General features: G+C 38.0%; 16 protein-coding genes. 3 read left to right on the top strand and 13 right to left on the bottom strand.

Annotation, left to right across the window (positions count from 1 at the left end):
• Positions 1–76: 76 nt before the first annotated feature.
• The 8 genes from A9970_RS28050 to A9970_RS28015 all read right to left on the bottom strand — a co-directional run bounded on the left by A9970_RS28050 (position 77) and on the right by A9970_RS28015 (position 8,466).
• Positions 77–1,606 (bottom strand): peptide MFS transporter, encoded by a 1,530-nt coding sequence (locus A9970_RS28050; RefSeq protein ID WP_115046804.1) that lies wholly within the window; start codon positions 1,604–1,606, stop codon positions 77–79.
• Positions 1,607–1,660: 54 nt separating this feature from the next.
• A complete protein-coding gene (locus A9970_RS28045; RefSeq protein ID WP_182984464.1) occupies positions 1,661–3,433 on the bottom strand; it encodes a peptide MFS transporter in 1,773 nt (590 codons plus the stop codon).
• A gap of 137 nt (positions 3,434–3,570) precedes the next feature.
• The gene (locus tag A9970_RS28040; protein ID WP_153844754.1) at positions 3,571–3,900 is read right to left on the bottom strand and encodes a helix-turn-helix domain-containing protein; all 330 of its coding nucleotides are present in this window, start codon (positions 3,898–3,900) and stop codon (positions 3,571–3,573) included.
• Between the two features lie 66 nt (positions 3,901–3,966).
• A complete protein-coding gene (locus A9970_RS28035; RefSeq protein ID WP_182984463.1) occupies positions 3,967–5,337 on the bottom strand; it encodes a Mur ligase domain-containing protein in 1,371 nt (456 codons plus the stop codon).
• Between the two features lie 7 nt (positions 5,338–5,344).
• Positions 5,345–6,184, bottom strand: coding sequence for a 50S ribosomal protein L11 methyltransferase (gene prmA, locus A9970_RS28030; RefSeq protein ID WP_153844756.1), 840 nt, complete (start codon positions 6,182–6,184; stop codon positions 5,345–5,347).
• A gap of 9 nt (positions 6,185–6,193) precedes the next feature.
• Complete coding sequence (gene tpiA, locus A9970_RS28025) at positions 6,194–6,961, bottom strand: triose-phosphate isomerase (RefSeq protein WP_120333340.1); 768 nt, start codon at positions 6,959–6,961, stop codon at positions 6,194–6,196.
• An 11-nt stretch (positions 6,962–6,972) separates the two neighbouring features.
• A complete protein-coding gene (locus A9970_RS28020; protein ID WP_182984462.1) occupies positions 6,973–8,139 on the bottom strand; it encodes a putative sugar nucleotidyl transferase in 1,167 nt (388 codons plus the stop codon).
• A 78-nt stretch (positions 8,140–8,217) separates the two neighbouring features.
• Positions 8,218–8,466, bottom strand: a complete 249-nt coding sequence (locus A9970_RS28015) for a type B 50S ribosomal protein L31 (protein WP_046671774.1) — start codon at positions 8,464–8,466, stop codon at positions 8,218–8,220.
• A gap of 226 nt (positions 8,467–8,692) precedes the next feature.
• Here A9970_RS28015 and A9970_RS28010 point away from each other — a divergent pair, with 226 nt between their 5' ends.
• Positions 8,693–9,031, top strand: coding sequence for a DUF2853 family protein (locus A9970_RS28010; RefSeq protein WP_088162808.1), 339 nt, complete (start codon positions 8,693–8,695; stop codon positions 9,029–9,031).
• Between the two features lie 23 nt (positions 9,032–9,054).
• On the opposite strand, the gene A9970_RS28005 is transcribed toward A9970_RS28010, so the two are convergent.
• Positions 9,055–9,699, bottom strand: a complete 645-nt coding sequence (locus tag A9970_RS28005) for a carbohydrate-binding family 9-like protein (protein ID WP_159731265.1) — start codon at positions 9,697–9,699, stop codon at positions 9,055–9,057.
• 79 nt (positions 9,700–9,778) lie between these two features.
• Positions 9,779–10,885 (bottom strand): phosphotransferase enzyme family protein, encoded by a 1,107-nt coding sequence (locus A9970_RS28000; protein WP_088162810.1) that lies wholly within the window; start codon positions 10,883–10,885, stop codon positions 9,779–9,781.
• Positions 10,886–11,115: 230 nt separating this feature from the next.
• Between A9970_RS28000 and A9970_RS27995 the strand changes: the two genes are divergently transcribed.
• Together A9970_RS27995 and A9970_RS27990 are read left to right on the top strand one after the other, a co-directional pair.
• Positions 11,116–12,462 carry a Gfo/Idh/MocA family protein gene (locus A9970_RS27995; protein WP_182984461.1) on the top strand — a complete coding sequence of 449 codons (1,347 nt, stop codon included), beginning with the start codon at positions 11,116–11,118 and terminating at the stop codon, positions 12,460–12,462.
• 145 nt (positions 12,463–12,607) lie between these two features.
• Positions 12,608–13,900: a hemolysin family protein gene (locus A9970_RS27990; protein WP_153844760.1), complete on the top strand. Its 1,293-nt coding sequence runs from the start codon at positions 12,608–12,610 to the stop codon at positions 13,898–13,900.
• A gap of 97 nt (positions 13,901–13,997) precedes the next feature.
• On the opposite strand, the gene A9970_RS27985 is transcribed toward A9970_RS27990, so the two are convergent.
• From A9970_RS27985 to A9970_RS27975, 3 genes are all read right to left on the bottom strand, one after another.
• The gene (locus tag A9970_RS27985; RefSeq protein WP_182984460.1) at positions 13,998–15,587 is read right to left on the bottom strand and encodes a peptide MFS transporter; all 1,590 of its coding nucleotides are present in this window, start codon (positions 15,585–15,587) and stop codon (positions 13,998–14,000) included.
• An 83-nt stretch (positions 15,588–15,670) separates the two neighbouring features.
• Positions 15,671–17,245, bottom strand: coding sequence for a peptide MFS transporter (locus A9970_RS27980; protein ID WP_182984459.1), 1,575 nt, complete (start codon positions 17,243–17,245; stop codon positions 15,671–15,673).
• Positions 17,246–17,521: 276 nt separating this feature from the next.
• Entirely contained in the window at positions 17,522–18,412 is an 891-nt protein-coding gene (locus A9970_RS27975; protein WP_046672364.1) for a TIM barrel protein, read from the bottom strand.
• Position 18,413 lies beyond the last annotated feature (1 nt).

Genomic DNA, 18,413 nt, shown 5'->3' with positions numbered 1-18,413 from the left:
AAAAAAAAGCTTGATTTAATAATCAAGCTTTTTTTATGTTGAAAGAATAACTTTACTGTGTCAAAATTATTAACGCTTATTTCACGTTACCCATCAATTTACGCACAACGGGCGACAAGGCTATAAGCACCACACCAGCAATCAAAGAATATAAGCCTAATTGTTTATAACTCTCCGTATAAGTCACCAATTTATCCGCCAATGAACTTCCTTCCTTAGCTTCGGCCATACTAGCACCGATCAAACCTGCTACATATTGACCATAAGCACTCGCCAAGAACCACATTCCCATCATGATACCTTGTAATCTCGCCGGAGACAATTTCGTCATAATGGAAAGACCAATTGGTGATAGACAAAGCTCCCCAACGGTAATAACAAGCAGCGCAAGGGTAAAGACATCCAATGAGGTCATACCGTCGTGAGCGAATAAACGCGTAGCAAATAGAACATAATAACCTAATCCCAAGAAAACAAAACCAAGACCAAACTTAATAATGGTATTTGGCTCAAGTTTACGTTTGCCCAACCAAATCCAAAAAAGACCAAAAAGAGGTGCTAATGCAATAATAAATAATGCTCCACCTGAATTGTTAACACCATTTGGATCGAGCGTCATAACGCCCAATAAAGAATCATTCAAATGCTTAGCAGCAAAGATGCTTAAGGAGCCGCCACTTTGCTCATATATTCCCCAAAAAATAATCGAGAAAAGAATAAACACCAGGGCTGCAATTAATTTCTTCCGCTCTTCAGCAGTCACTTTAGACATCTCATAGAAAAGATACAACAGCGTCAATGGGCCAATTGTGTACATAAAATAGTCTGTATACTGCGTTTTTGACACCATGATCTGAATAATAGGGATAAAAATCAACGTGGCAATATATACAGCATATTCTACCCATTTCGGTAATGCCTTCGTCTTTACTATGGCCTCAGGATCCCCTGGTTGAAGTCCTATTGGTCCTAAATGCCTTTTGGTAAAGTGAAAATTCACTAAACTAACCAACATTCCTACCGCCGCCAAACCAAAAGCGACATTCCAACGATGTCCCTCAGAAATAATTGACGTCAGCATATATCCTTTACCGATCGCAACACAGATATATCCGCCTAAGAATGCCCCTAAATTTATTCCCGCATAAAACAATGAAAAACCACCATCACGACGAACATCACCTTTTTTATACAGCTCGCCTACCATCGTTGATATGTTGGGTTTAAAAAAACCGGTACCTATAATGATAAATGATAAACCAAAAAAGAAATACTTATGCGGATCTGCTGCAAGAAATAAGCTCCCTACGATCATCAATAAGCCACCCCAGAATAAAGACTTTCTAAAACCAAGAATTTTGTCTGCAAACAGCCCACCTATGAATGTAAACGCATAAACAAATGCCTGTGTCGCTCCATACTGTAAATTGGCATCCTTTTCAGCAAAGTTTAGTTGTGTGATCATAAAGAACACCAACATACCGCGCATACCATAGAAACAGAATCTTTCCCACATCTCGGAAAAAAACAAACTCCAGATTTGCTTTGGGTACTTTCCGTCAAAATTTTGAATCTCTTCTAGCGATTCCCTTGTACTAACCTCCATACTAATTTATATTAATCAAAAAAGCTTCTTTCGTAAAAGAAGCTTATATATTTGTTATTTAATTCCGTGCATCAATCGTTTAATCAATGGATTAAACAGCATTACTAACAGGCCTGCTAAGGCAGGAATTGCTGTAAATAAGAAGAAGAAGTAACTCAAGGAGTGTTCCTCTTGAATGGTTTCCACTTGTCCTCCCAATACCGCTGCAACCTTCTGTGCAATAGCAATCGCCAAATACCAGATTCCAAACATAAATGCAAGCATGCGAGCCGGCACCAATTTCGATACGTAAGAGAGTCCTACCGGTGAAATAAATAATTCACCCAATGTATGGAACAAATAGGTCAGCACCAAAAATACCATCGAGATTTTAGCACCCTGACTTATTCCTATTGATCCTAATCCAATAATGAAAAATCCTATCGCAACCAAGATCAGACCAAAGCCATATTTAAAGGCTGCTGATGGATTATACTTCGACTCCCAAATTTTGGATACCGAAGAGGCAAGTGCAATAATAAAAAATGAGTTTAAGATAGAGAACCAAGAAACTTTGATTTCTGATGCTTCTTTATTGAACTCATTGTACAACATCCAGATTACTGCTCCCCAAATCAACCCAAAACAGATAAACAATACGATATTTGAAATGGCAATTTTGTCCCAGGTTACTTTTGCCAATTTAATCAGAACCCAAGAGATAATCGAAAGCGGCACAATCGTCAATAAACCATTTACCACATTAAAGGTTGTCAATGCAGCACCAGTAAGTGATCTATCAATATTATCTCTAGCCACAAGAACTAATGAAGTTGCCCCCTGCTCAAAGCTCATAAAAAAGAAGACCAAGAAAAAAGCCAATAGCACAACTGCGAACATCCGATCCCTTACAACCTTATCATAACGCATAATCCGTGTAACAATAAGATATATGAAGAGAATTAACGCCACAATGACCATTATATACTGCCCTCTTAGAAACGGCGTATCCAAACGAGAAAATACATCAACAATACCATTCTTAGATAAAGGGTCATTAAAAGCGTATACAAAACCAATAATAGAAACTATCGCTATCAATACATAATCACGTATGGTAAATGGATTTCTTGTATCCGTATCCTCAGCGATAACTTTATGCTCCCCAGAGGTGGACTTATTTAAAACACCAAGATTTCCCATGAGTGGTTTTGCGAAAACAAACTGCAGTGTTCCCAAAAGCATAAAGATACCAGCCAAACCGAATCCCCAATGCCAGCCGTAAGTTTCGGCAATATATCCGCAGAGCATCATACCAAAGAAAGCGCCGGCATTGACCCCCATATAGAATATGGTATAAGCTCCGTCCTTTTTTTCTGGCAAATCTTTATACATCTCACCTAAGATAGATGGCATGTTAGGCTTGAAGAAACCCGTTCCGATAACTAGACACACTAAACCAAGGAAAAACATAATCGAAGTATCAAAGGCCATGGCAGCATGGCCAAGCGTCATAATCGCCGAACCGATAATCACAGCTTTACGTGATCCAATATATTTATCCGCTATAATCCCTCCTATAATAGGAGTTAAATAGAGCATCATGGCATAGGTCCCATAAAGTGCTCCAGCTTGTTGTGCAGTCCAGGACCATCCCGAGAAAGGACTACCTTGAATAACTGCAGCAGTTAAAAACTGCATTAAGAGTACACGCATCCCGTAGAACGAAAAACGTTCCCACATTTCAGTAAAGAAAAGGACAAAGAGCCCTGAACGCTGTCCCAATACATTTGACTTAAAAAAATCAGTCGACGGGCTAGTCGTAATATCCCCGTTTAATCTCCCCATAAATAATCAACCTTTATTTTTTTGATAAAATACTTACAAAGAAACAAAAACAAAATCACTTTTGACCAAAATAAAGTTGCATAAACAAAAAAAGGCAACCCTTTGGATTGCCTTTTCGGTAACAATTTTAATATGCCTTATCTTTTGTGCAATTGCTCATAAAGGTCAATAACCTTTTTCTGCAATTCAATTACTTCGCTATCGCGTAGTTGTAATTTTTGCGTCAAAGCATTCACCTCATTTACATACTCTTTGTCTTCTTCAGAATCAGAAGTAGATAAAAGTTGAACAACTGTCAAATTGAATAATTTTGAGATTTGATTCAGGCGAGACAAATTCACATCTGTAATCCCTGTTTCAATTTTAGAAAATGCTGGGATTGAGATATCCAATCGTTTTGCAACATCCTCTTGACTCCACCCCTTTTGGTGTCTAAGTAATCTGATTTTTTTTCCTAATGCATTCATCTGGTAGATATTTTAAACAAAAATAATAAATTATAATTTAATTTACATTAAATTATAATTTTTTCTCTAAAAATCTCTAAAAAACCGATCAGCCAGCACGGACAAATTAACCCCATTATAATTATTTAAACTCATAAGAAGTAAATTGTAGCCCTTTGATTTGACACCATCTAAAAATGAATAGAGTCCGTCTAAACTCACAACAACCTCTAAATCAGGATTATTAAAATTATCCTTAATATTATTTGGAACACTTTCGATATCTTTATTAAGTTCTTTACAAGAATTTATATTCACGTAGACCACAGATACATCCGACTCTTTCATCGAGTTTGCATATTGTAACAAAAAGGAAGAATCTAAACTATCATACGAGTTTAATTCAATAATTGTGACCAATTTCTGATTAGGAAATTGCTCTTTCACGGCGTGAATACTTGACTTCACTTTATCCGCATTACAGGCATAATCCTGATAAACCACAGATCCTTCCGAGCTTGCAACAAACTCCAAATAACGGATCGAAGTATTAAAACTTTTTATAGCCTCAAAGAACTCTTTCTTTTTGATCCCCAACCATTCGCAGATCGTATATGCCCCAGCAATATTGGATAGGTTGTGCTTACCAAACACTTGCAAAGGAACATCACCATCCGGTGTGCTGATATAAGTTACTCCCTTATTAATTGTATAATCAGGAATCTTATAGCCATGTCTATTGATCTTACAATCTTTCGTATCTTGAAGAACCTTCTGTAACACAACATCTTCCTTATTATAAATTAAGGTACCTTTATGTGGAATTGAGTCAATAAAATCTTCAAATTGTTTAATATATTCCTCTTGTGATATTTTCGAGTTAAACTCATTCCATACAATACCCGAAATTAAGGCTATATTCGGTTTATAATACAAAAACTTAGACTTCGGATCAATCTTGGATGAAACATATTCATCTCCTTCGATAATAATAATCTTATTATGCTTAGTAATATCAACCAACTTATCAAAGCCCCTTAATTGAGCTCCTACCAAATAGTCAAATTCTTTTCCTAGAAATCGCATAACGTGCATCACCATACTCGTTATGGTTGTCTTACCGTAACTTCCAGCGATAACCACCCGGATTTTATCCTGTGAAAGCTCTTGTATAAATTCTGGAAAAGAATAAATTTTAAGACCTAATTCTTGCGCCCGCTTTAATTCAGGATTATCCGCCTGGGCATGAGCACCCAAGATCACAGCATCAATATCCTCCGTCACTTTTTCCTCAAACCAGCCCAATTGATTAGGAAGCAAGCCTGCTTCAATCAAATGGGAACGGGAAGGCTCTACGATCTGATCGTCAGAACCTGTCACTTGATGCCCTTGTTTTGCCAATGAAATAGCAAGGTTATGCATCACACTACCACCTATTGCTATAAAATGAATCCGCATAGCTAAATTATCGCTTCACAAACTTGGCTGCACACCAATTATTTAAAACTTTATTGGAGATAAACTCAAAACCTAATGACGTCGCCGCATCGCTTAAGATTGCTAAATCTTCCTGCTCATAGAAACCACTTAGGTACAGCTCACCCCCTGTACGAATGCTCAATGCATACTGAGGTAATTGTTCTAAAAGAATGTTACGATTAATATTTGCCAAAATCACATCAAAGACCCGATCTGTTAATACTTCGTAAGATCCGCAGAGCGCTTCAATATCCTCAACATGATTGAGTACCCTATTTTCGATCACACTTTCAACACATATTTCATCATAATCCACAGCCAACACAGAATTCGCTCCTTTTTTTGATGCCAAAATGGCCAAAATACCTGTACCGCAGCCCATGTCTAAAACCTGCTTGCCATTAAAATCATTCTCCAAAATATACTGAAGCATCATCGAAGTTGTTTGATGATGGCCAGTGCCAAAAGACATCTTCGGATCTATAATGATTTCATAGGGAAACTCCGGTTTTGCCTCATGAAAAGTTGCACGCACATAGCATTGCCCCCCCACCTCAATTGGGTTGAAATTACTTTCCCACAATTTATTCCAATTCTGGTTTTCTATTTCCTGTATCTTATAATCGACCTCTAGGCCTTCATAAGGTTGAAGCATCAAAGTTTCTAATGCTTGCAAGTCAAGATTTGCAGCTGAAATATAAGCTGCAAATCCAGATTCGGTATCCTCAAAAGTATCAAAGCCAATATCAGCCAAATCAGATATCAACAAATCCTTTTGCCATTCTTCACCTGATCGCATTTGAAAGATAACCTCTACGTATTTCATTTCTAAAAATTAGCCGTTAAATACTTTAGCGATATCAATAAAATCTCTCGATTTTAAAGAAGCCCCTCCTATCAAACCACCATCGATGTCGGCTTGAGCAAACAAATCTTTTGCATTACCTGGATTACAAGACCCTCCATAAAGAATACTTGTATTATCAGCAATCTCTTGACCATATTGGTCAGCTAGCACCTCGCGGATAAATTTATGAACCTCCTGTGCTTGCTCAGGGCTAGCTGTCAAACCAGTACCAATTGCCCAAACTGGCTCATATGCTAATACCACAGATGCAAAAGCTTCTTTAGACAAGTGGAACAATCCATCTGTCAATTGTGTTTTGATCACATCAAAGAAAGCTCCAGATTCGCGTTCTTCTCTTGTTTCTCCAATACAGAATATTGGTGTTAAATCATGCTTTAATGCAATATCCACTTTAGATGCCAACAATGCATCAGTCTCCCCAAAATAAGCACGTCTTTCAGAGTGCCCCAAAATAACATGTGAAGCACCTACTGATTTTACTTGTGAAGCCGAAATCTCACCTGTATAGGCTCCGGACTCAGCTTGGTGAATATTCTGTGCACCGATATTTACATTTGCAACATTTTTCGACAATTGTCCAAGACTTGACAAATGAATAAATGGGCTACAAACAACCAATTCTTGGTTTCCAATCACTTCATCTTTGGCCATATTGATAATTTCAGAAAACAAGCTCAATCCTGATTGATAGTCTAAATTCATTTTCCAATTACCAGCTACGATTTTTTTACGCATGATTTTACGATTTAATTATATTTTTTGTTAAGTTGATTCAATTTATCTTTAATCTGCTCCGAGAGCTCCTCCCCTTTTGATGCATACAGCGTCTCCAAATATGCCATAAACTTATCAAATTCATAAGTCTGCGCACCTCCGTCAAACACCCAAGCAAATGACGGTACAAATTTAGCATAAAAACTTGTATCTGCTAGCATGCTTGCAATTCCAATTACCGTCCCTGTATTTAAAGCCGAATTGATACCAAGACGCGTATAGTCTCCAATAAAGGTTCCGCATTTTAACAGACCTGTATCCCGAACACCATCCAATGCATAATCGTAAATTGAAACGGTCTTTAAGTTATTCTTCAAATTGGAATTAGAGGTACCAGCCCCTAAGTTACACCAATCCCCTATCACCGAGCAACCTAGATAACCATGATGCCCCTTGGCCGAAAAATCACCAATGACGGAATTTCCGATCTCTCCCCCAATGACACTCTGCTTCCCTATCGAAACATTGCCATAAATCGTAGCGCCCATTTTTACAACGGCTCCTTTACCAAGGTATAATGGACCACGCAAATGCGCTCCCTCCATAATTGTAACATCTTCATCGATATATATGGGACCTTGTAGGGTATTGAGGGTAGCACATTCCATGCTAACACGAGCGGCTACATAAAGGTCATTACCTAACAATTGATTTGTCACAGATATATCGAACGACTGAACACCTTGTACCAGAAGATTGAAATCACGTGTTATTTCAGTTCCTGTAAGCAAAAACAGATCTTCTACCCCTTTTAGTAGATCCACTGACGTATCAAACTCTTGTACACGATAAGAGCCCATATGGGTATAACAACAAGCTACAACGTATCCGCCCCATACAAGGACCTCTCCTGCGCCCAAGCGCTGTATAGCCTGCAATAATACTACTGACGGGATAACGTTCTCAGATAGCCAAATAACCCCCTCCTCGTTCGAGCGAGCGGTAATATAGTGTACATCAAATTCTAAAGCTAATTTTTGCCATTTCTCCCGTAAAGTCAGTATACCAACCCGAAGGTCCAAACAAGATTTCACGAAAGTAAATGGATAAAGACTCTTTCTATCAAAAGTAGTTAATGGGGAGCTAAGCTTATCCAACAATTGGATCGAATCAAAGCAATCTGTAAAGAAGATTTTCACAAATTAAAAATAACAAAAAAAACTCGACAAATTATATTTATCGAGTTCTTAATATTGTAATATACAGATCTGCTACAATTATTTTTTGTTGTAACGATTACGGAATTTGTCGATACGACCAGCAGTATCAACCAATTTCATTTTACCTGTATAGAAAGGGTGTGATGTATGAGAGATCTCTAGTTTTACAACTGGATACTCATTACCATCTTCCCATGTGATAGTTTCTTTAGTATCAACACAAGATTTTGTAATAAAAGCATAGTCATTTGACATATCTTTAAATACAACTAATCTGTAATTTGAAGGATGCAAATCTTTTTTCATTATTATTATGATTACGTATATTCAATTATTGAGGTGCAAAGATAACTTATAAAAATGTAACTTACAACAATTACGAAGAATAATTAGTTGAAATTTTCCACATTTTAGTTAACAGCACTTATCAAGGGTACAAATGTAACAATCTTTATCCTAACCCAAAGAATAATTTTGTTTATCGACTTTTTTACCTAACTTAACTCACTACAATTAAATCACTTACATAATTATGAGCAAATTAGATGAAAAAATTGCTGCATATGTTGCAGAATCAAAAAAGCTAGGCTTATCATTAGATGAAGCATTTATTGCAAAAGTAACAAAAGGAATAGGACCTTCCATTTACAATGCAGACTCCGAAACCGTCGCTGCATCAGATCCCGAAGAACTGAACCGTGTCAAACAAAATTTTTTGATCAAAAAATTAGGCCTAAAAGATGGGCCGGATTTAGACAAGGCACTAGAGGAAGTGATTACCGCTATTGGCAAATCCAATAAAAATAAATACCGTGTATTAGTATATGCTTTATTGGCAAAGAAATTCAAAAAAGAATCTGTTTACCAATAAGCATCAACTTTTTTACTCAACTCCTAACCAAAGACCATTTCTCCAAAAAACTCGGGGAGATGGAAGTTAGGAGTTGGGTTTTCTATTTTATTCCAAGATATAAAATGTGGTTGTTTGAGATGATCACCACATTTATAAAAATTTCCATGTATCAGTTTACCTTTCAGGTCTACAACATCGTCAAACTGAAATACAGCAAGTGGAATTACCTCAATCATACTCCATCGCTTATCGGAACCATTGCGCTCAATTAAAGAGTAAGTACGCACCTGTTCTATCGTTGTAATATCCAACCGATTTCGACTCGCCTTTTCAGCCGGGCCATAACCGATCAAGCCCGTTCCAATTAGATTAAATTCCAGGTTATAATAATGTTTACGTCCATCAAATGAAATAAAGAACTCCACACAACTATCTTCCCATACATTTTGATTTGTTTCGGAATAATTACCCCGAAGTTGTTCTTCGACGACATCGTACTGCAACACTAGATACTCCCGGGTGTAGCCAATCTTAAATTGTACCTCAGGTTTATACGGGAAAGATTCGCTCCAATTATTAAACTCCAAAGAATGCGATTCAAGATTGCTCAAGAGCTTCGACAAAGTATGATAATCTAGTGTATTGGTCAGCTCCGCTGCGATAGGCAAAATGGTTAGTTTTTTCATTCGAATATTTTTTTTACAGAAAAAAGAAGCTTCATCTACGCGATGGAAGCTTCTCAATATGATTAAAGGTATAAAATTGTTAAATGCAATCAAAAACTACCTTTCGCATAAATGCTTCATTCTTTTCCATCTCTTCAACCAATTTCAGTTGCGTATTTGTACGCACCAGATTATGGTCCTCATATTTAGTCTTGTAGTAATGATCTCCTTCCAAATAGTCCGTTAAGAAACGTACTCCTTGCATATATGGCAATAAGAAGGCTCCATCTACTAATGTTTCTTTCTCCAAAGTTGTCAAGAAGTCATTAGCTTCCTCCAAATAACCTTCGGCATATGCCTTATATAAAGCAAGATTTAGCAGAATTTTCGAAACATCCTTCTCATCCTCGGCAACGGGATTAATAATCGTCCGAATAGCATCCCCAAAGTCATATGCCACATAGCCCGGCATGACAGTATCTAAATCGATGACACATTGCATCTTATCGTGGCGATCTAAGAGCACATTATTAAACTTTGTATCATTATGTGTAATACGCAGCGGAAGCTCCCCCTTACTACCAAGTTCAAGAATGGTTTTCATTCGATCTTCACGACTAAAGATAAAATCCAATTTGTCTTTCACCGACGCTACGCGTTGACAGACATCTTTAGCGATCGCTTTTCGAAGATTTTCGAGTCTAAACTCTATATTATGAAAGTTAGGAAGTACCTCAACGATCGATGAAGCATCTAAATCCGAGAGCTGCTTTTGAAACAAACCAAAAGCACGACCACCCTCAGCGGCTTGTACCTCAGTCTCTACAATATCATAGCTTTTGGTATCCTCTATGAGGATAAACATGCGCCAATAATTATCCTGACTATCTTTTATATATAATTTCCCATCTTTTGTAGGAACAATTGTCAATACATGATCGCTGATTCTTTTTCCTTCAGCGACTTTAACTTTCTTACTAAGATGCTTGGTGACAATCTCAATATTATGCATTAATCCATCCACGTTCGGAAAAACATGGTGGTTAATACGTTGTAATAAATGCGATATACCGCTATCTACAGTAGTAACTACACGATAAGTATCATTGATATGACCAGAACCAAACGGTTGCACTGAAATGATATCTCCTTCTAATGTGAATTGTTTTGCTGCGCTCTCTACTACTAATTGGTTAAAATCAGACATTAAACTATGTTTTTTAAATCATCAATGTGCTTGCAATATCACAAATTGAATTAATAAATGATAATTTTTATTTCAATCAAACGTTTGCATGAAATTTAATAAAATTAAGCAAACGTTTGCACTTTCATTTATCCCAAATGAAATAATATATTTGTTAATAGTAGCCAGTCTTAAGGACTGTTTTCAAACAAGTAAATAACTAATATACAAACTCCTTATATCTCAAAACAATGGATAGAAGAAATTTCATAAAATCGACTGCCATCACTACAGCTGGAATCGGTGTCCTTTCAAGTACAGAATTATTTGCTCAATCAAATGGGAAAATAAAAATCGGTTTTATTGGCGTAGGCCTTAGAGGACGTAATCACGTTCAAATTGCCCTAAACAGAGATGATCTAGAAATTGTGGCTGTCTGTGACACCCAGGAAGAATCTCTAGCACAATGCCGTAAACAATTCAATGCAAAAGGCACCAAACTTCCAAAAGAGTATACTGGTGGAGTTGATGCTTACAAAAAGATGTTAAGCAATGAAAAATTAGATGCTGTCATTATTGCAACGCCTTGGCAATTCCACAAAAACCAAGCTATCGATGTAATGAAAGCTGGTCTATACGTGGGTTGCGAGGTTATTGCAGGTTTAACGCTACAAGATCACTGGGATATTGTGAAAGTATCCGAAGAAACTGGAAAGCCTTACATGACCCTAGAAAATGTTGCATTCCGTCGTGATGTACTTGCTGTATTGAACATGCACAGACAAGGACTATTTGGTGAATTGTTGCACCTGGAAGGCGGTTATCAACACGATTTACGCGAGGTATTATTCAATGACGGAAAAGCCTATTATGGCCATGGCGTTGAATATGGTCCGAAAGCGATTTCTGAGGCTCAATGGCGTACACAGTTCAATATCGACCAAGATGGTGATCTATACCCTACACACGGTTTAGGTCCAATTATGCAATTTGCAGATATCAACAAGGGCAACAGATTCACTCATATCACTTCGTACTCAAGTAAAGCCCGTGGATTGGCAGCCTATGTCAATAAAGTTTCCCCAGGACATCCTAATGGTAAGATCAATTACAAAAATGGTGATATCACTCAAACGATGTTACAGTGTGCGAATGGAGAAACCATGTTATTAACGCATGATACACACTTACCAAGACCTTACTCTATCGGTTTCCGCGTACAGGGAACAGACGGTATTTGGATGGATGTTGCCAAAGGTATTCACATCGAGGGTAAATCCAAACCACACACTTGGGATTCTGCAGACGAATGGGTAAAGAAATACGATCACCCAATCTGGCAAAAATATGAAGAGGTAGCAAACGGTTCTGGTCATGGCGGCATGGACTGGTTTGTATTCAATGCGTTTATTCAGGCTGTAAAACAAAAGGTACAGACTCCAATTGACGTGTATGATTCGGTAACCATGAGTGCCGTATTCCCATTATCTACCGAGTCTATTGCAAAAGGAAATAAAACGTTGGAATTCCCTGATTTCACAAAAGGAAAATGGAAAACCAAGAAAAACACCTTTATGTTAGATGACAGTGGAATGTAATTGAAAAAACATGCCTATTATCATAAAAGCCGTATTGAAAGATATACGGCTTTTTTTATGAATACTTGACATAATCATAATAATCCTACTATTTGGCTGGTCTTTTCCGTAAATTAGCCCTAGCAAATAACTTTTTCAACTCATTATGCTTACCGAAGCAATTATTATTTTAGCCCTGATTATTCTAAACGGAATACTATCGGCATCAGAAATATCCATCGTATCCAGCAGAAAGGCAAGGCTACAGGCTGAAAGCGATAAAAACAATGCCGCTGCCAAAATAGCGCTAAACCTAAAAGAATCGCCCAACAGCTTTCTATCCACTGTACAAATAGGTATTACCCTTATTGGCATCCTAACAGGATTCTTTTCTGGCGGCAGTATTTCATCTTACCTCGTAGAGATCTTTAATAAATCCAGTATCATAGCCCCCTATAGTGAACAGCTCGCCGTCATCATTGTCGTCTTTATCATCACCTACTTTTCGTTGGTGCTTGGTGAACTGGTCCCCAAACGTATCGGTATGGCTATTCCGGAGAAGTACGCCATGCTGATCGCTTACCCGATGAACCTGCTCAGCAAAATCGTTCGGCCATTTGTATGGCTACTCAGTATGTCGACAGAGTTTATTGTCAAAATACTCAATATCAAGAGTAGCGGCAATAGTGTCACAGAAGAAGAAATTAAAGCGTTAGTAGACGAAGGTGTCGACAGTGGCGTCATCGAAGGTATTGAGCACGATATCGTCGACCGTTTGTTGAGTTTAGGTGACAAAAAAGCGGTCAACCTAATGACTCACCGCAAAAGCATTGTATTCTTGGATCTGGAAGATTCCTTTGAAGAAAACAGAAAGATCATTTTGGACAACGATCATTCCATCTACCCAGTTTGTGAAGGTGGCCTCGACAATATTAAAGGTGTTGTTCATGTAAAATCATTACTTCGTCAATGCCTCCAGAACGAAGCATTTGATCTAAGAACACTTATGTTACCGATCAAGTTTGTTAACGAATTCAGTTCATCTTATAGCATTATGAATACCTTACGTACCTCCAGTATCCATCAGGCGGTTGTCATTGATGAGTATGGCTCACCACAGGGAATTATTACGTTACGGGATATTGTTGGCGATCTGGTGGGCAACATTACAGAAAGTGACCTAAGTGCACGTCCGACAATACGTCAATTGGAAAACGGCGATTATGTTGTCGACGGACAATATCAGATCGAGGACCTTTTGGATGAATTTGAAATCGGTCTTTCTGAAGAAGATGAAGATGAGATCAACAATGTAACCACCGTAGGAGGCCTCGTGTTCCTAAGATTAGATCACGTACCCGAAGAAGGTGAACGCGTGCGATTTAAAAACCTAATTTTTGAGGTGCTCGATATGGATGGACACCGCATCGATAAACTGCTTTTAAAAGTGGAAGAATAAACATAAATAAGCATCAACAGTAAAGTAAAAAGAGATAAAAAATAAGGGCTAATCATACACTGATCAGCCCTTATTTTTATGACGCTATCGATCCTGATTAGTTGATACCATGCATCATTTTTTTCAATATTGGATTCAAGACAATTAATAGCAATGCCGTAACCCCAGGAACTATTGCAAATATCATAAAGAAATAGGACATCGAATGCTCTTCTGTAATGCGATCAATGTATGAGCCTAAAAATCCACCGATAAAATTGGCAATTGCCGAAGCACAGAACCAGCAACCGAAAAGAAGCCCTAAAAATTTCTTTGGGGAAAGCTTACTAACATAAGACAAGCCAACAGGTGAAAGACAAAGCTCCCCTGCTGAATGGAAGAAATAGGCGATCACCAACCAAATCATACTAACAGAAGCTGTCTTTGCTCCTTGAGGAATCTCGCTCGCCCCATAAGCTAATGCTGCAAATCCAATTCCCACCAATATTAAACCTAGCGCAAACTTAACTGGTCCGGAAGGATTCCAGACCTTCTCCCAGAATTTGCTAAATGACGATGCAAGTGAAATAATAAAAAATGCATTCAATATTTGAAACCATGAGGCCCCAACTTCCGATCCGGTTATTCCAATTTCTCGAAATACTTTCCATAAGCCTAAGCACCAAATAATACCAAATGAGACAGCAGTAAATAAAATAGTCAATGGATACTGTTTATATATTTTTCTAGCCAATGCTGTTAAAACGATCGTCACAATAACGATAGGCACAATAGTCAAAATAGTATCAATCCATTTAAATGTCACTGCCGAACTTCCAGACAGGACCCTTTGTGTATAGTCCTTTGCAAAGATGGACATGGATCCGCCCGCCTGTTCAAAAGACAGAAAGAAAACCACACTAGCCAACATAAATATGGTGACAACTATTAACCTATCACGGACAACATGTGCAGGAATGACCTCTTCCTCCTCTTCGTGATTTTTGATCTTTTTCTCATGGTAAGCCTGAAGTTCTTTGGGTGAATCTCCGATAATTCCAAATATCTTTTGTCCAAAATAGAATTGCAACATACCAAAGAACATAAATACTCCAGCAAGCCCGAAACCATAATGCCAACCAATTTTTTCGCCGATATACCCACATAGAAGCATTCCCAAAAATGACCCGGCATTGATGCCCATATAGAATATGGTATACCCCGCATCTTTTTTAGGACTTTGATCTGGATAAAGATTTCCCACCATAGAAGAAATATTAGGTTTAAACATCCCATTACCCAAAATCATTAACACAAGACCGAGATAAAAGAAATTGGAATTCACGCCCTCAAATGCCATAGACAGGTGCCCTAGTGTCATTACCAAAGCGCCTATCAAAATCGCCTTCTTAAAACCGGTTAGCTTATCCGCAATCATTCCACCGATCAATGGTGTTAAATAGACAAAACCAGTATACAAACCGTAAAGTTTCATGGCACGTTCGTTACTCCATTCCCATCCCCCATCAGCAAGGGAACTTATTAAAAATAAGGTCAACAATGCCCGCATACCGTAGTAACTAAACCGCTCCCACATCTCTGTAAAGAATAGCACAAATAATCCGGCAGGATGCCCATTTACCATCTTGTCATCGATCCCCTGCTTAGCAAGATGTGCTACAAGAACTTGATCTTTTTCTTGATTCATATAATTTCAATAATTGTTTTATAACTCAGGTTTTGTTTTTATTTTGATAAAAATCGCTTGAAGATACACTATTTTTCTATGAATTAATCAATCCCATGCATCATCTTTTTTATTTTTTTGTTGGCCAGAATAAGAAATACAGCAGCCACCATAGGAATTACTGTAAATACAGCAAAGAAATATGACATGGAATGAGATTCTGTAATCTTATCAATATATGACCCAATAAAGCCCCCTATAAAATTAGCTATGGCATTGGCACAAAACCAAAAACCAAACAATAACCCCAGGAATTTTTTTGGCGATAGTTTACTGACATAAGAAAGTCCGACCGGACCAATACATAATTCGCCCACTGTATGAAAAAAGTACGCCAATACCAGCCAGATCATACTAACAGAGGCCGTCTTTGCACCGGTAGGAATCTCAGAGCTTCCAATAGATAAAGCTGCAAAACCGACTCCAACCAATGTCAGCCCCATTGCAAACTTAATTGGACCAGAAGGATTCCACACTTTCTCCCATATCTTACTAAATGATGTGGCCAGGGTAATGATAAAGAAAGAATTTAACATCGGAAACCAGGATACAGTAACTTCTGAATTCATACCATAATATTCCCGATAAACTTTCCAAAGACACAAAGACCAAATGATCACAAAAGAAATACTCGAAAAAAGTATAATCATAGGGTATTTTCGTATGATTTTCTTCGCTAAAACAAACAGTACGCCAGTAATTACCACAATCGGCAAAACCGTCAATGCAGCGTCCAACCATTTAAATAAAACCGCCACTTCACCACTCAATACCCGTTGTGTATAATTTTTTGCAAAGATCGTCATCGAACCACCTGCTTGCTCAAAAGCTAAATGGAAAACAATACTTGACAACATAAAAATGGCTATTACCAGCAAACGATCACGAACAATATGCTTTGGATTTTCTTCTTGACCGGCTGCAATATCGGTTAACTCTTCTTGTTTCTGGGGTGTATTTCCAATTTTTCCGAAGATGGGCTGCGCAAAATAGAACTGCAACATTCCCAAAAACATAAATACTCCGGCAAGCCCAAAACCATAATGCCAGCCGATTTTCTCACCAATATAACCGCACAGCATCATTCCTAAAAACGCTCCCCCGTTGATTCCCATATAAAAGATGGTATAACCCGCATCCTTTTTACCTCCTTTATCCGGATATAATTTCCCTACCATCGAAGAAATATTGGGTTTGAACAAACCATTTCCCAAAACAATCAGCACCAAACCCGCCAAAAAGAAGCTTTTATTAAATCCCTCTAAAGCCATAGCGATATGTCCCAGCGTCATAATTATAGCTCCGACCATAATGGATTTTTTATATCCTGTTAGGCGATCGGCTATAATCCCGCCGAACAGTGGCGTTAAAAACACCATCCCGGTGTACAAACCATAAAGCTTCATGGCCTCGGAGTTGGTCCAACCCCATCCTTGTTGGGCAATGGTAGAAACCAGAAAATTTACCAACAGCGCCCGCATACCATAATAGCTAAAACGCTCCCACATCTCTGTGAAGAATAATACAAACAAGCCGGCAGGATGCCCTTGTACCAATACATGTTCCGCCCCTACTTTTTGCAAATGGGTTTCAAGAACAGCATTTTTTTCAAAATTCATGTTTTTTTTAGTCGTTATTTTTCAAAATAAGGTAGTGCGATTTCCATTTATAAAATATACCATCGGTAAACGGAAAAATCCGATGATCCTCTACACAAAGAAAGAGGTTGTTCACTCGTCTTCATATACTCAAGCAAGATAGTGAAGATTTTAATAGGTTTCTAACGAATGGACTGCAGTTTTTTTCGTTGTTGCATCCGAGCAACACTTCAATTAAAACCTATTTAACTAGCCGAGTTCCTTCCATTTCCTGAAAAGAACTCGACTAGTTAAATATTAGATCAAAGGGCGCAAACGTTCCAGTAATTTTTTAGTAGCAAAAATACCCTCTTCTTCGCTCAACTTACTTCCCTCATATTCAATCCCCACATAACCTTTGAATTTTGCTTTTTTAACAATCTTCAACATACGCTCATAGTCAATTTGCGTTTCATTTCCATTGGCATCAAAATCATGTGTTTTGGCACTCACACCATGCGCATAAGGCATTAGATCTGTTACACCTTGATAACGATCATACTCATAGAAATTACCAAGATCAGGTAAACTTCCACAATACTTACTACCCACTGCTTTTAATGTATTGGCCAACCAGTCACCATGTGAAGAGATACCACCATGGTTTTCTACAATAATGCTAATCCCCGCTTTTTTACCAATATCAGATAGCGTTGTTAAACTTTCAACAACACGTTTACTCACTTCCTCAGGAGTCCCTTTTCCAGCCGCATTGACACGGATTGCATGACAACCTAAGAAATTAGCTGCAGAAATCCACTTATAATGGTTTTGCACGGCTTGTTTTCGTTTTGTTTCATCTTCATCACCGAGATTTCCCTCACCATCAATCATAATGAGTACATTACGTACACCATTATCTTTTGCACGCATATTTAGCTCAGTAAGGTAGTTATTATCATTAGCCTTATCCTTAAAAAACTGATTCACATATTCCACCCCGTAGATACCGTATTTTTTGGCAGCTAATACCGGAAAATCCAAATTGTTCAAATCTCCCTTGAACAAGGATTTATGCAATGACCATTCAGCCAAGGAAATGTCAAACCAATCTTTCTTTGCTGCCGCAAAACTCTCCAAAGAGGGAGCTAATGCTATACCAGCAGATGCTAGCGCAAGGTTTTTAAGAAAATCTCTTCTTGAATTCATG

The sequence above is a fragment of the Sphingobacterium sp. UME9 genome (assembly GCF_014170215.1).
Classification (GTDB): domain Bacteria; phylum Bacteroidota; class Bacteroidia; order Sphingobacteriales; family Sphingobacteriaceae; genus Sphingobacterium; species Sphingobacterium paramultivorum.
Note: the sequence above shows the minus strand (reverse complement) of the source record. Positions and strands in the feature narration are given on the sequence as shown.